At 49.9% G+C, this 14,677-nt stretch carries 11 protein-coding genes and 1 pseudogene; 2 read left to right on the plus strand and 10 right to left on the minus strand.

Features of this window, described 5'->3' with window-relative positions; all coding sequences use genetic code 11:
• Positions 1 to 177: 177 nt before the first annotated feature.
• The 3 genes and pseudogenes from L579_RS16540 to L579_RS24350 all read right to left on the minus strand — a co-directional run.
• Positions 178 to 750: a hypothetical protein gene (locus L579_RS16540; RefSeq protein WP_021185331.1), complete on the minus strand. Its 573-nt coding sequence runs from the start codon at positions 748 to 750 to the stop codon at positions 178 to 180.
• Positions 747 to 896 (minus strand): hypothetical protein, encoded by a 150-nt coding sequence (locus L579_RS24185; protein WP_021185332.1) that lies wholly within the window; start codon positions 894 to 896, stop codon positions 747 to 749. The genes L579_RS16540 and L579_RS24185 overlap by 4 nt, the downstream gene beginning before the upstream one ends.
• A gap of 372 nt (positions 897 to 1,268) precedes the next feature.
• Positions 1,269 to 1,520 (minus strand): annotated as a pseudogene (locus L579_RS24350) (DUF905 family protein); the annotation flags it as partial.
• A gap of 1,096 nt (positions 1,521 to 2,616) precedes the next feature.
• Between L579_RS24350 and ltrA the strand changes: the two are divergent.
• Entirely contained in the window at positions 2,617 to 4,269 is a 1,653-nt protein-coding gene (gene ltrA / locus L579_RS16550) for a group II intron reverse transcriptase/maturase (protein WP_021185334.1), read from the plus strand.
• Between the two features lie 351 nt (positions 4,270 to 4,620).
• Here ltrA and L579_RS16555 read toward each other — a convergent pair whose 3' ends face one another.
• The 7 genes from L579_RS16555 to L579_RS16585 all read right to left on the minus strand — a co-directional run bounded on the left by L579_RS16555 (position 4,621) and on the right by L579_RS16585 (position 10,072).
• On the minus strand, positions 4,621 to 4,935 hold the full coding sequence (locus L579_RS16555; protein ID WP_021185335.1) for a helix-turn-helix domain-containing protein: 315 nt from the start codon (positions 4,933 to 4,935) through the stop codon (positions 4,621 to 4,623).
• A 391-nt stretch (positions 4,936 to 5,326) separates the two neighbouring features.
• Positions 5,327 to 5,464, minus strand: coding sequence for a hypothetical protein (locus tag L579_RS23975; RefSeq protein WP_161628644.1), 138 nt, complete (start codon positions 5,462 to 5,464; stop codon positions 5,327 to 5,329).
• Between the two features lie 324 nt (positions 5,465 to 5,788).
• On the minus strand, positions 5,789 to 6,106 hold the full coding sequence (locus L579_RS16565; RefSeq protein ID WP_021185338.1) for a HigA family addiction module antitoxin: 318 nt from the start codon (positions 6,104 to 6,106) through the stop codon (positions 5,789 to 5,791).
• Positions 6,106 to 6,351 (minus strand): type II toxin-antitoxin system RelE/ParE family toxin, encoded by a 246-nt coding sequence (locus L579_RS23395; protein ID WP_235056607.1) that lies wholly within the window; start codon positions 6,349 to 6,351, stop codon positions 6,106 to 6,108. The genes L579_RS16565 and L579_RS23395 overlap by 1 nt, the downstream gene beginning before the upstream one ends.
• A gap of 894 nt (positions 6,352 to 7,245) precedes the next feature.
• On the minus strand, positions 7,246 to 8,244 hold the full coding sequence (locus L579_RS16575) for a RepB family plasmid replication initiator protein (RefSeq protein WP_036627116.1): 999 nt from the start codon (positions 8,242 to 8,244) through the stop codon (positions 7,246 to 7,248).
• Positions 8,245 to 9,131: 887 nt separating this feature from the next.
• Positions 9,132 to 9,449 carry a hypothetical protein gene (locus L579_RS16580; protein WP_036627006.1) on the minus strand — a complete coding sequence of 106 codons (318 nt, stop codon included), beginning with the start codon at positions 9,447 to 9,449 and terminating at the stop codon, positions 9,132 to 9,134.
• Positions 9,446 to 10,072 carry a ParA family plasmid-partitioning AAA ATPase gene (locus tag L579_RS16585; RefSeq protein WP_021185341.1) on the minus strand — a complete coding sequence of 209 codons (627 nt, stop codon included), beginning with the start codon at positions 10,070 to 10,072 and terminating at the stop codon, positions 9,446 to 9,448. The genes L579_RS16580 and L579_RS16585 overlap by 4 nt, the downstream gene beginning before the upstream one ends.
• Before the next feature lie 1,236 nt (positions 10,073 to 11,308).
• Here L579_RS16585 and L579_RS16590 point away from each other — a divergent pair.
• Entirely contained in the window at positions 11,309 to 13,618 is a 2,310-nt protein-coding gene (locus tag L579_RS16590; protein ID WP_036627009.1) for a molybdopterin-dependent oxidoreductase, read from the plus strand.
• The last annotated feature ends 1,059 nt before the right edge of the window (positions 13,619 to 14,677 follow it).

A 14,677-nucleotide genomic window follows, 5' to 3' on the forward strand; every position in this document is an offset into this window, starting at 1 on the left:
TGCCCGTGCCGACAGGGCCTGTAAATCCAGGATGGTGAACGTTTTTTCAGAAAGCGAAGCGGTCAGAGTGGTGCTGGTTCAGAATGCATAATCATTTCCTCTGCGGTGATCTGGCACAAGGGTGGTTTCCGGACAAATGACGTATCGGGGCCGGTCATACACTGGCCCCGATACGCATCAGGCGCAGATGGTTCGGTTATAAATCACCTTATAATCGGTGTACTCCGGGCCATCCCGCAGCGGTTCCAGCCGCACCACGTTCTCCGCAACGCCGTTCATAGTCAGCACGCGCTCGATGCCCGCGTGCCAGTCTTCATCCGCGCTCAGCGGAAACCAGAGGTTACTGTTAGCGCCGCTCAGTAGCGGGTCGCAACAGACGTGTACGCCGCGTCCGTGGCGGGTGTTATTGCTGGCTGTCACAATCAGTTCGCCGCGCACCTGACGCGTAAATGATGCGCGCACCAGTTGCGTTACAACGTCGTCCCAGCACCATTCCCTGTCATCCGGGACGGGAAGCTCGACGCAGCGAAGGGACTTGCAGCCTGCGCGCGCCATACTTTGCGCAAGCTCCATTACAGAAGGCTCACCGCAGCTGGCGTCTGCGCCAGTGATCCAGTTGCCGTGATGAAAAAAGGCTTCTTCGCCGTTGTCCAGGCGTATAAAGGTGTATTCACCCAGCACGCGGAGAATGTCGTTCTGCGATACTGGTGAAAGAGAAAAAGGTAAATTCAGCGGAGTTGCGATGCTCATGCCTGCACCTCCAGCTGGTGACGTACAGCGCGCATAAAGTGCGTAAACTGGTTAAAGGTCATTTTTGGTACGCGCACACCACGTCCGCTGTTGAAAGCTTTTACAAATGCCGTTGCCTGTGCGAGGATTTGCGGGTCAAAAATCATATTACTCTCCTGAGTGTCTGGTCTTTGATGAGGCAGCCAGCTCCAACTGGCCGCCGTAATGAAGCAGGGGCTACCCTGCTTTTTTTACGCCTGTACGTTGCTGACCTGCTCCAGCTCAGCGGTCAGCCACTGGCTGGCTTTTAAAAACGCCGTTTCACCCTGAAGCCCGAAATGCGCCAGCGCGATCCGCCCGGCTTCTTCCCAGACTTGCGACTCATCAGCCGGAAGCATCACCTGATTTACCGGTACCCGCTGCACTACCGCCGCGGCTAAGTTGTTCAGGATTTGGGTCATAAATTCCCGACGCTGGCCCAGCGTCATCGCGACATCATTCAGATCGGTCAGTGCCTTCAGCTGATTATTGAGTGGCTGACGCACGCCATGACTGTTGATGTACCTGCGCAGCCAGTAGCCCGCATCATGCTCAAAGCTGAAGCCCCTCCAGATAAGAACGCCAGATGGCTCGCGTGCGACGAGGCGGAAGTGGCTGCCCTGAGCGTCTTCAATGAAAACATTGCTGAAAGCGGCAGCGACGTTTGCAGCCTGTTCGCGCGTAAAAGTGCCGTCACCCAGCGCCGCTACGCAGCGCATTTCGGTGGTGGTGCCCGTCTGGTTTGAAATCATGATGTGCCCCTGTCTGAAATTAATGATCCGGCTGAGCGCCGCGCGGTGCCCGAAAAGCCCTTCTCTGACGCGGGTTTCTTCTTTCCGGTCTGGCCTTTCGCGGTTAAGGGCAAAGGAGCAACGACGGAGAGAGGGCATAAAGGGGCGACGACAAAAAGTTTTTGAGGACCCTCGCAAAAAGTTTTTGGCGGCGTTCATTCCACCCCTTTCTGCCTGAACCGGCGGTGCTACGACCAGCCCTCCGCGCAAGGGCTGGCCGGAATGCAGGGAAGCGTCAGAAGGGATGTGTCAGACCGCCCCGCGGGCTGGCCTTAAAGTCCCGGCGGGGTTTGCCGGGACGGTGAAAGCGACGGCGCAGCCGGCAGCAGCCGTTGACCTGGGACATCAGACCGAAACCGCTTGCGGCCGAAACCCGAAGGGGTTCGGTGGTGCTTGGCGGCTTGCCGCTTAGCGACATAGGGCTCGACGACCCGGCACCGCCGGGGAGCCGAAGGGGGCTGTGCGACAGGAAGTCGTTTAACATATTGTTTTACATTGATAAAATCAGCTATTCCATTAGCTGTAGCCTACCGGAACAGGCGTTGCTGGCAACGGCGGGGTCTGAAGCTTCCGGGACAACGAGATCGGGCGTTAGCCCGGGGAGGCCTCCGTGAGGGAGCCTCCCTTGCTGCAAGCATCATGCGGCTGGATTGCTAGGCTGGTCAGAAGGGTTAACACATGTGAACTGTTGATAAACGCCGTTATCGGCAACAGGCCAAAGATGCTGAAAGGCCTGAACCAAAAGGGTACGAGATCTGGTTGCTCCACAGGGCCACCCGGAGCACATGGACACAGAGATCTCCGGTGAATAGACAGAACCCACCCTGACCCTTTGTATGTTAAACGGAACCTGGTAAACCCGTATCGCTGCCTGATGGCAGGTGAACCGTAAGGGACACTGTTGGCGGTGCGGGCATAGGAGGACGGAAAAAGCGAATGCCTGATGGTAATCATCAGGATACGGAGCGGATCATACTTCGACGCGAAAGCGGGCAGACTTCCGTCTGGTCTTTAACTGCATGAAATATTGTAAAACTTTCAACAGGATATCTGTGAGATGAATACACACAGCAGTGTGTCCACGATACCCCGCCCGGCAGGTTGGCACGCCATTGACTGGCGAGCCTGCCATGCCAGGGTGCGAAAGCTACAGCTACGGATTGCAGAGGCAACCCGACAGCAACAATGGCGGCGTGTCAGGGAACTGCAGCGTATTCTCACGCGTTCATTCTCCGGCAAAGCCGTTGCTGTCAGGCGTGTGACTGAAAACACCGGGAATAGGACGCCCGGCGTGGATGGCAAAACATGGAACACCCCGGATGAAAAATGGAAAGGAATGTACAACCTGAGTCTGAGAGGTTACAGACCACTGCCGCTCAGGCGCATATACATCCCAAAATCGAATGGCAAAAAGCGTCCGCTGGGCATCCCGACAATAAGGGACAGAGCCATGCTGGCACTGGAGCCTGTGGCAGAAACAACGGCTGATAATAACAGCTATGGCTTCAGGCCCATGCGCAGTGCTCACGATGCCATTGAGTCCATATTTCACCGGATGAGCCAGAAAGTATCGCCAGCATGGGTGCTTGAAGGCGATATCAAAGGGTGTTTTGACAACATCAGCCATGACTGGCTACTGTCCAACATACCAATGGACAAGCGGATCCTCAGAAAATGGCTGAAAGCCGGATATATGGAAAAAGGCGTCTTCTTTCGCACCGAAAGCGGCACTCCGCAGGGAAGCATTATCTCTCCCCTCCTCGCCAATATGGCACTCGACGGACTGGAGGGAGAACTGATGCGTACATTCAGGAAGAGCAGACATTACGGGGCAAAACATCAGGTGAACTATGTGCGCTATGCCGACGACTTCATCTGCTCCGGGATCTCCCGCGAGTTACTGGAGAATGAGGTTAACCCCCTGATAGCGGAGTTCATGGAACAACGGGGACTTACGCTGTCTGAGGAAAAAACAGCGATAACGCACATAGAAGAAGGCTTCGACTTTCTGGGTCAGAACGTCAGAAAATACGGCGGCAAGATGTTAATCAAGCCTGCTAAAAAGAATCTGAAAAACTTTCTGAGCAAAGTCAGAAGAATAATTAAAGGGAATCCGACGCTTCCGGCATGGAAACTGATTAACCTGCTCAACCCCGTGATCCGTGGATGGGCGACTTATCATCACCATGTCGTGGCCAAAGATATCTTTAATTACGTCGATACCCAAATCTGGCGGGCAATATGGCGGTGGTGTAAACGGCGGCATACACGTGAAGGCCGGCGTTGGGTTGCAGATAAGTATTTCACATTTGGAGACAGGCGATGGCTGTTCAGCGCCGCTACCCCGGAAGGAAAAATACTCTATCTCACCCGGGCGATGGATACGCCCATTAAACGCCATATCAAGATCAGAGGAGACGCGACCCCTTATTCGCCCGGTATGGAAATCTACTTCGAGCGGCGTCTGGATCTGATCTGGACCGGAAAACTGAAGAAGATGAAAACCGTGGCGGCATTGTGGAAACGTCAGGGTAAATGCTGCCCGCGTTGCAGACAGCTCATCACCAACCAGACAGGCTGGAATATACACCACCGGGTCAGGAAGGTGATGGGCGGCAGCGACGATATGTCTAATCTTGAACTGCTACATCCCAACTGTCACCGTCAGTTACACAACAGGGAGGCCGGTGCCCATAACGGGCATTTATAAAGGCTTGAGCGGTATGCGGGGAAACCTGCACGTACCGTTCTCAGGGGGCGGTGGCGCAGTAATGCGCTGCTGCTACCCGACCATGCTGTTGCTGTTGCTGTTGCTGTTGCTGTTGCTGTTGCTGTTAACAGGATTTTTTCGGCGGCGGGAACAGGCAAAGGATCTGAGAAAAACCTTTGCTGATTCAGGGAAACGCATGCCGGAAATAAGCGGCCTGACGGGGATGGCCGGTGCGGCAGCACCGGCTGTTACCGGCCCGCAGGGCGGCGGTGTTGGCTTCCGGGGCGTGAATAGAGCACAAAGAAAAACCGCGCCGGTCAGCGCGGTGTGGGGGTATCCGCTGGATTCGCCTCAGAGCTGTGCGAGGGTCTGCAACGTTTCCGGGTTCTGCTGCACCATACGGATCAGCAGAACGGCCTGAGCGTTAGGCTTAGCCCGGCCCTGCTCCCAGTTCTGATAGGTGGTTTCACCCGTGTGGAGATAATGCGCAAAAACGGCCTGTGACAGGTTAAGTTTTTCGCGCACGTCGCGCAGCTCCTGCGGCGCAATGGTAGCGGGCTCCCGCTTACTGACCTTATAGGTCTTGAGCGTGATTTTTCCGTCCTGATGAGCTTTAAGCTCCTGCATACCCGTCATCAGTTCACTGAAAATGTCGCGTTCAGTCATATCTCAGCCCCTTTTTAATCACGTTCAGCGCCTCCGCCAGGGCATCGCGCTGCTGTTTTGTCAGATCGTCACGCTAATCTTTATGGTAGATGGTAAACAGGATGAACTGACCTTGTTCATTGGTCCAGTAGTAGATAACTCTGATCCCGCCTCTTGCGCCCTTGTTGCGCCGCTCATCCTTGAAGCGAACTTTACGAAGACCACCCGTATCAGGGATTACATCCCCCCTTTTTAGGGTCATCCAGTAACATGTTCTGAAATACCCTGAACTGATCGTCATTCAGATACTCAGCCCGGTATTTCTCAAAGCTGAAAAGCTCGATAAATATTGCCTGCATGGTTTCTCCCTGCCCCCAACTAAGGGATATTTTATCCCCATATTGGGGATATTTCAATATTCATCCGTCAGCAATTGAGGATAAGATTGTACCGTCAGTTTGTTCGGCACCAGCCAGCGGTTCATCGCTTTCTGCGCGCTGTCCCTGTACAGCGCGCAGGTGTATTTCCCCCGCCACTTCACAGGCGACATCTCCGGCGTACAGCTGAAGGGTTGCCGGCTTGCCGGTTAGCGACATAGGGCTCGACGACCCGGTTTGCCGAGTCGCCGAAGGGGGCCCATGCTGTTGCTGTTGCTGTTGAAATGTATTTTTATACGGTGAGAGCCTCACGAAGGTGGAAGATGATTCAGACACACGCATGATGGACATACACGGCCTGCCGGGAAAGGACGGTGCACCAGCACCGACTTTTCCCTGCCCGCAGGGCGGCGGTGTTGCATTTTGCGGAACGAGCTGGGGGCACAGGAAAAACCGCGCCATTCAGCGCTGTGTGTGCAGGTTTGTGCCAGAGTGCGTTACTTTACGGCGCGGTGAGGGGCAGAACCGACATTCATACCCGGATGCAGATGAACACCGGAAACATCGGTGGTTTCACGCGCCTTATGCAGGTCGCAGGCAGCCTGCATGGATAACCACAGGCGCGCCGCAATCCCCAGCCCCGCCTCCAGCCGTACTGCCATTTCCGGGCTGACAGACGCCTTTCCGCTAGCGACCTTGCTCAGCGCCGAAGCTGACACGCCCAACTCTTTCGCCAGCACACGCAGGCCGATGTTATTATCTTCAATGTACTCGGTGATCAGACCGCCCGGATGCGGGGGAATGAACATGGCCATCAGTGGTAGTCCTCCAGGTTGAGAATATAGGCATCACCGTCCGTGAATTCGAGGGTGATACGCCAGTTAGCCCTGACCGTGATGGAAAACAGGTTTTTCCTGTCTCCCTTCAGGGGGTGAAAACCAAAGCCCGGATAGTTTCTGAATTCATCCGTGGAAAGCGCCTCATCGATGGCCAGCAGGCGGAGCCGGACGCGTTCAGCGCCCTTCGCCTGTACGCCGCTGATATCACCTTTTTCAAACAGCTTCTGTAATCATTTGTGCTTCCTGCTTTTAATCACTTTTCGGCTCCGCGTTTCCCATTGAGAAACAGTATATCATATGTTTCTCAGTCTCGGTCTGACGGCGTCTGGGTCGTCAGCTTGTTGGGCACCACCCAGCGATTCATTTCTTTTTGAGCGCTGTCCAAGTGCAGCGATCGCAAATGAATTTCCCCGGCTACCCCACAGGCGGTATCTCCGGCATACAAATGTGTTTCTGACTCTTATTTTGTTTTCCCTCTGACACTTCCCTCAGGCCGTTATAACGCCTTTATCCTGGCGTTTACTGCAAAGATCCCGTTCGCTCTCTATAGCTTATATAAGCTATAGAGAGCAGGCTTATACGGCAGCACTGCATAAGCTAGAGAGAGTTGAGATAAGCTGTAGTGAGTACAATACTTAGTTATCACGCCACCCCACAAATGTTAGCAATCACTAACATATTATAAATCATGTGGTTATATGTTAGTGGTTACCAGGGCGGTAGCACAATATAAGCTATAACAAGTAGGCTACTCCTCTCATGCTATATATAAGCTATAGGGAGTAATATATCTGTTCTGTCACGACCCGATAAGCTGTAGTGAGTAATTCATGGCCCATGAGGATAGTCAGCATAAGCTGTAGTGAGTAAAAAATGTGATGCCCTACCCTTTTGGCAGGCACCGGACAGGCCTTCTGCTCACTATAGTTTATTTCATAAGCTATAGTGAGCAGAATACATAAACTATAGGGAGTAACAGCCACCGATCAAACATGAGAAGATGATGATAAAAAAATAATAAATCAGGATATTAACCGGATAAGATAAACTGTAGTGAGTCTAGTGGGAGGTAACATAAGCTGCAGTGAGTAACCTACTCACTGCAGCTTATCGGCTTATTTGCCTTTGAAGAGTTTTTCGAGATCGGCCATAGAAATGCCTAACTTACTCAGAAGGTTGAGCTTTTCCTGAAGCTCCACATCAACAGGTTCAGCTGGTGTGACAGGCACTGGTGGTTGTGCGTTTTCAGCACTCTCGTTCCTGGGTGCTTTCAGCTTTGGCCGACGATAATGCACATTAAAATAGACGCTACGCCCCCGTTGCACCTCGGAGTAATCGAGATATCCAATCTCCTTAAGTTGCTCCATAGCACGCCGTACCGTCTGGTTTTGCGAAAACACCGGTGACTTCAGGTTCAGCCTGTCACGCAAGCGAGCCAGTGAGATCGGTGCCGGATTCTTTGGCAGGCTTTCGATATAGGTGTACAGCGCCTGAGCAGACTCACGTCGCTTTAGCGCATTAATCGCTTTAAGCTGCAAAAGCACCTTACGATCAAACTCATACAGCTCAAACAGTTTGGGATCCGCTTGTAAAATCACGATATCTTTTTTGGTATCGTAATAGGCTGACTGAACCAAATGCGTGATGTATTCCTTACCATCTTCCCCCATATTGCTGGTAAAGGAGATCGTTGTCGCTGCGATACGCTTCAGAGACGGACTGATGCGCTCTCTGAGTTTTTTGGAAGAACGGCTGGAGGGGATTCCGCAGAGTTTGGCAAATTCAACGAAGGGAAGCTGTACCTTGTCACCGATGACTTTATGCTTGGCAAAAGAGTGAATGATCCCGACCCAGGTCTTGAAATCATTGTCCATATCCAGGCGCGGACCGACTATCTCGACTTTGTCAAATCCCTCTGCTTTAGCCAGCGAAAGTCGGGTCAATTCTTCCGTTGCATCAGTGGTAGAAAAGGTTTTATTTTTACTGTTTTTCAATGACTTAAGCGTAGGGACAAATACACCGAGCCTCATCAATGCAACGGGTTGAACGGTATTATTTGCATTCGGCGTTAGCGTGATCACCTCACCTGTAATTTTGTCCGTTTCTTCAAACAGTTTTTTGAGGTCAAGATTTTCGCTGTCCACAGGCTTTCTCACGGTTTTCGATGATGATCGACAAAAGGATCGAGGCATCTGGATTTGTGAATGACAGAACAACAACTCACGCAGGGCGAGCCTAATTGCATGAAGACAGGAAGAAAAAACTATCCACAGCAATATCTGTGTTCAGGGCGTTTGACTCACTATAGCTTATGTCGCTTTCTAACTACAGCTTAGATTTAACAATCTATAGCTTATTATAAGCTGCCTATAGTTTATAATTTACTTTCTATAGCTTATGCAATACCCCTTTCAGGCCAGAACTGGTGCGGGCTGGTGCGATCGGGGATCTCTTTGGGATCTATATGGGATCTAAAATGGATCTAAATTATTGGGATCTGGACTGTGGATAAGTGGATATCTTGCTGACCGTTCTCAGTAATTCTGAGGCTTATGTGAAAAATGCGAAGTCAAAATCGTTCTGCAATAAGACAAGTTTTCCGGCTTATACAAACCCTGGGTAAATCCTCCCCCCTGATAAGCAGCTTTGTTGGCTGTTAGGGATTAACATTCAGCTTGTCAGAAGCAAGCTGAGCACAACATGGTGCCTGTAAGCGTGTGTACGTCATCCTGTGTGCCTTAAAGACCAATTGCGGGAAAAATCCTCTTTCTTCTTTCTGGTGAAGCCATGTGGGGTTCTACAGAGTGGTTTCCTTACACCTAGAATATAAATTTATCGGCCTGATGATCATGACGGATTTCTTGCGAAGTGAAATGGATCGACAGCACTGAACAACTGATCCTGAACTGACAAAATCACTTAAAGGAGAAGAACGAGTTACAACGTCACAAGTTAGTTATTATGTTGTTAAGATGATAACTAACTTTCTTGATAATATTGCTTACTGAAGTTTCGCTCTGCTGATCAACACAGAGATCTCTTCATCAGAGAAACGCTCCAGACCTAGAATCGCAGCACGTACAATATCTGAACGATTAACCCTCGTGCCTCCGGCAAGAATTTCATTACGTATACGGTTATCAATCTCGCTAAGATTTTCGTCAGTGAAAGAGATGCTGACAGGTTTTGCTTTAGCTTTCTTCACAGGCTCTGCTTCAACTGCATTTACGTCTGGAGCGGTATTGGGTGACAACGCTGCTGTGCCACCATTGATAAAGTCGTTTTCTCTGTCTTTCATCACACTTGATCTGTTTCTCATAGAATGACCTCCTGGATCAGTCTTTCGACTTCATCTTTCGCTTTTCTGTTTTCTGTTTCATAGATGGTCATGGATTCAGCCCAAGCATCTCGGTGCGCTTTACGATCACAAATGCGGGTATCGGCCAGTTTCATTTGAGGGAAATCTTCCAGTACTTGAGCAGCTTCGTTGCCTTCATTTACGAACATGTTGGTAGGTGTCATGTTAAGCACCAGATATCCTTTAACATCCTCATTGAAATCTTTTGCGGCTGTAAACACCGAGCAGGTATGTGGCACGACATCGAGGTCCATCTGAGAAGGACGCAGCGGTGAGATAAAGACATCGGCGGCCATCAGGCCACTGCGCATCTCTGCACTGTCTCGTCCGGCGCAGTCAGCAATGATGAAGTCATAGGATTTTGCGTGCTCTTTCAGCATCGCTTTAATATTGCCAGAAGCACCAGTGACGGGAATATGTGGCAGCGATTCCGGGCGATTGTTGTACCAGGTCAACACAGATTTTTGGTCATCGGCATCAACTATCAATACCCTGTAGCCACGGGAAAGTAAGCCAGCCGCAATCGAAACAGCCAGCGTACTTTTGCCAACCCCACCCTTCTGGCTTCCTAAAACGATAATCATTGATGAGCTCCATTGAAGACGACAAAAACAGGAATAACTATGCCTGATTATCTTAACAAGATAATTAAATAACAACAAGGCAAGAGATTATCTTGTTATAATGGTAAGGTTGTTCAATATAACCACATGACAATATAGGATTGTTAAGATAATATCATGTTATGATAATGCAGCATTAGGCTTACATTGTTATTATGATAATATCTTGTTAAGGTTTTTTTCGGTCATATTTTTGAGAGACATGCGATTACAATGATTCGTGGTAAGATGAATGTGTATCAGATGTATCGAATAACCAGGGCGTTTCCTGATGTCGAAAACCCTCTTTTTACTTATCACTTTCAACCTTGAATGACCTGATTTTAAGCGCGCGATATCTCTTGTTATGCTTTAGGTTAAGGTGAAGCTTTGGTGTTGCTCCCTCATTTTATTCTGCGTTATTGTGCACCATCGCTATTCCGACCCCGTATTTTCTCTTCCATTACGTGTCGTATGCTGGCTGATTGTGATATCCGGTATGCCATTAAAAAATTATCATATTATCTTAATAAGATAATAGCTTGGTGTTGCCACCAATAAGAATAGCACCCACTTAACTAACGAGTTGTTATCTTAGCTTCTTAACAAGACAACCTTTTACGTATTACCTTCAAATCCTCTGCAGCATGAAAGCTGTAGAGTGACTGTTGAAATAAGCATTCGGGGCAAAGTAGCAGAAACGACAATTTCAGAGATTAGTTAACGTACTGAACCAATATGGTGCCATAGCATAAAATGCCCTGAGAAGCTGAACAGCATACGTGACGATTGAGTTGTTATTTTATTTTTATAATATCTTATTAAGATATTAATTGCTATACAGTATAATAAGAAGTTAATATGTTAAAATATTATCTTAATAAGATCTTATCTTAATAAGATATTATCTTATGTTCGTCAGAACACGTTGTTTACGCTAAAAAACTGAGCGAGACTTTGTTACGGGTCAAATCCCAATGTTTCCTAATATAGCGCACCGGGTATGATGTTATGCAGTGAGAGAAATCGTCTCTCAGACTTTTTGTAATTAGTCCAATCTGTTCTAGGCATCACTTGTGATACGGTTGCCATCACACCGTTGAGCATAACCTTATGAAATAAAATCGATTAGCGCATGCACTCCCGAAAGGAGAGGGTTTGTGATACGGTATTTTCATCTTATTCCTTCTCACATCGCACACACTGATTTATCACAACATGACAACACATCATAACCTTGCAGTAATGCACTGGGGCACCTATCGCGTATCAACCTCCGAAGGCGCATTGACTGGCATAGACCCGGTCGAGTGGGATCGTAATCCCTCGGCAATAGGCCAGTCTCTGGTCGGCACAGTCGATGGTCCGAGCCGTATCCGTCGCCCTGCCGTTCGTTTGGGATATCTGCAACAGGGGCGCGATGCGCGTCATGGACGTGGCAAAGAACCTTTTGTCGAAGTCAGTTGGGAAACAGCCCTTGCGCTGGTAGCCGATGAACTCACGCGAGTAAAACAAACACATGGCAATCAGGCGTTTTATGCAGGATCTTATGGCTGGTCAAGCGCCGGACGCTTTCATCATGCGCAAAGTCAGTTACATCGCTTTTTTAATCAGTTAGGCGGATATACCGACAGCACCAATACTTACAGCCTAGCGGCTGCCGAGCGATTACTGCCCCATATCATTGGGGAATTAGATGTATTGCAAAAACAGCACACGCATTGGTCTTCCCTGGCGGAACACTGCGAACTGTTTGTTGCATTTGGTGGCCTGCCGCTGCGTAATTCCCAGGTTAACGGCGGTGCGGCGAACGATCATTCGCTGAAACACTGGCTGGGAGAGATGCAGCGTAACGGCACTCATTTCATTAACGTCAGCCCGGTGAAAAATGACCTGTCAGGTGTCACTAACGCGGAGTGGTTGTCATTACAACCCGGCAGTGATACTGCACTGCTGCTGGCGTTGAGTTATGTGCTGATTGATGAGTCCCTGTATGATGCGGGTTTTATTGCCAGTCACACCGTGGGTTTTGCACAGTATCGCGACTACCTGATGGGCGACAAAGACGGTAAAGCGAAAGACCCGACTTGGGCGGCGCAGATCACCGGCATTGATGCGCATAAAATCCGCGAGATGGCACGTATGATGGCGGCAAAGCGCACCATGATAAATATCGCCTGGTCGCTCCAGCGTGCGTTCCAGGGTGAACAGACATTTTGGGCCACCGTGGCGTTAGCATCTATGATCGGTCAGATTGGTACACCGGGCGGTGGCCTCGGTTTCGCCTATGCCAGTACCAACTTGGCGGGTTCAGTACGCCGCACTTTCTCCGGTCCACGTTTTCCGGCTGGAACCAATCCCGTCCAGAGTGTTATCCCGGTGGCGCGGCTTTCCGATATGTTGCTTAATCCTGGTGGGGCTTATCAGTTTGATGGTAAAGAATGTACTTATCCCGACATCCGTATGGTGTACTGGGCGGGCGGCAATGCATTCCACCATCATCAAGATCTGAACCGGCTGGTGGAAGCTTGGCGGCAACCGGATACGGTGGTGGTCCACGAGCAGTACTGGACTGCGCAGGCGAAGTTCGCTGATATTGTCTTCCCGGTAACGACCTCACTGGAGCGTAATGATATTGGCAGCTCCAGTAATGATGGTTATATGATTGCCATGCGTCAGCAGATTGCTGAGCAGGGTGAGGCACGGAGCGATTACGCCATCTTTAATGCACTGGCGGAAAAACTGGGCTTTGGCGACAGTTTCAGCGAAGGACGTGATGCCGAGGCGTGGATCCGCTTTATTTACGATGCCTCCCGGCCGCGCGCACTGGCTGACGGAATCGAGCTACCTGCTTTTGATGATTTCTGGGCGCAGGGCATGCTGGAGTATGAGCGGCCGGACCAACCGCAGATTTTGCTGCAAGCCTTTCGTGACAATCCTGAGCAAGCACCGTTGCCGACCCCCTCGGGGAAAATCGAGCTGTTCTCCCAGACGGTAGCGGATTTTGGCTATGATGAGTGCCCGGGGCATCCGTTCTGGTACGAGCCGGAAGCGCAGTTACAACGCGAAACGGCGACGCGTTGGCCGTTGCACCTGCTTTCCAGTCAGCCACGAACTCGTCTGCACAGCCAGTATGACCACGGTAGTGTCAGCCTCAAAACCAAGATTCAGGATCGGGAACCATTGTGGTTACACCCGGAGGATGCGGCGGTGCGTAATATTCACGAGGGCAGCGTGGTGAGGGTGTTCAATTCACGCGGTGCGATTCTGGCAGGTGTCCATTTGAGCGAAGATATCCGTCCCGGTGTGGTGCAGATGTCGACGGGGGCCTGGTATGACCCGCAAGATCCCCACCAGCCGGACTCACTCGACAAACATGGAAATCCGAACGTGCTGACGGAAGATCGTGGCAGTTCAAGATTAGGGCAGGGATGTAGCGCGCAGAGCTGCTGGGTAGAAATTGAGAGTTGGGATGAGCCGCTGCCTGCGGTAACCGCATTCCAGCCACCGGCGTTTGTACAGGGATGACGCGCATTGCGAGGCGTCGCGACTCGGTTTTCTCCGTAACTTTTCATGAGTAACAATATGATAAATAACAAAAAATAGTGTAATTTTCAGCCTGAAAACTCCGTAACACAGATGCCATTTCCACTGATTGGCATCTGTGTTACACGCCTTGCGATGCTTGGTAACACCTTTCGCAATATGACCGTAGAGTAGCGCAATGTATCGTGTAATATCAATTCGAATCGTTATCAAATGAGATTATGCGCCCAATTTTATGGATTTGCGTTTTCATGTAATCAAGGTCAAATTCGTTGATGGTAAAGAATGAGGGGGCTGAGTCTTTTTTTCGCACCCGTTTATTGTTGCAGGGTGATGTTGCGATTGCCGTGCTTACCATAGATTTTTTATAGGCAGCGAGGATGGTATGCAACGGGAGGTTATTTCACGGGGTCATTATCAAGTAGCGAATAAAAATAGATCTTATGAGGGGGAATTTCGGGGTTATTTATTTTACTGCAAACCTCAACGGCACGCATAACGAAACTTCTGCTTTTCCCATTCGCCTTTTCTCTTTTAACTGCCTTCTCCGCCATCCGGTATGCAGCCAATTCAGCCTCATATTCAATCGAGATTGCAATTAATACCGTGTATCTCAGCATATAAAACTGGAATATTTCTCCGCATTCAATAAAGCCCGGCGAATGAGCACTTCATTAATACCTCTGGCGAAAAGGTCAATTAATATTAAAACAAACTTTGCTTCGGTAGGAAGCTTATAATATTGAGCATTGTGTATAACAGAATCGTGCACCTCAACGACCAACTTCATCTGAAGGCGTTCCGGTTGGCACTGAGCTGGCTAATCGACTCGTTTACCGCACGTCTCAACAACTGAGGTCTGTTGGCATCTCCCTTTAATAAAACGCATCACCTGTTCCACCTGAAAAATGTCCCGTAATCTTGAGGTCAATTTGCATAACTATCTTTCCAGCCTCTCCTGATTAACTTCGATGTGAGCAAACTCAACGTTGGTCGCGTCATACCAGCTTTGCAAATGAGCAATGGGCGTATTGGCTTTAA

It is taken from the genome of Pantoea sp. AS-PWVM4 (assembly GCF_000468095.1).
GTDB lineage: Bacteria > Pseudomonadota > Gammaproteobacteria > Enterobacterales > Enterobacteriaceae > Pantoea > Pantoea phytobeneficialis.

Coding starts and splice junctions, on each gene's coding strand:
- L579_RS16540 (WP_021185331.1), bottom strand. CDS start 750: ATGAGCATCGCAACTCCGCTGAATTTACCTTTTTCTCTTTCACCAGTA.
- L579_RS24185 (WP_021185332.1), bottom strand. CDS start 896: ATGATTTTTGACCCGCAAATCCTCGCACAGGCAACGGCATTTGTAAAA.
- ltrA (WP_021185334.1), top strand. CDS start 2,617: ATGAATACACACAGCAGTGTGTCCACGATACCCCGCCCGGCAGGTTGG.
- L579_RS16555 (WP_021185335.1), bottom strand. CDS start 4,935: ATGACTGAACGCGACATTTTCAGTGAACTGATGACGGGTATGCAGGAG.
- L579_RS23975 (WP_161628644.1), bottom strand. CDS start 5,464: ATGTCGCCTGTGAAGTGGCGGGGGAAATACACCTGCGCGCTGTACAGG.
- L579_RS16565 (WP_021185338.1), bottom strand. CDS start 6,106: ATGGCCATGTTCATTCCCCCGCATCCGGGCGGTCTGATCACCGAGTAC.
- L579_RS16580 (WP_036627006.1), bottom strand. CDS start 9,449: ATGAGAAACAGATCAAGTGTGATGAAAGACAGAGAAAACGACTTTATC.
- L579_RS16585 (WP_021185341.1), bottom strand. CDS start 10,072: ATGATTATCGTTTTAGGAAGCCAGAAGGGTGGGGTTGGCAAAAGTACG.
- L579_RS16590 (WP_036627009.1), top strand. CDS start 11,309: ATGACAACACATCATAACCTTGCAGTAATGCACTGGGGCACCTATCGC.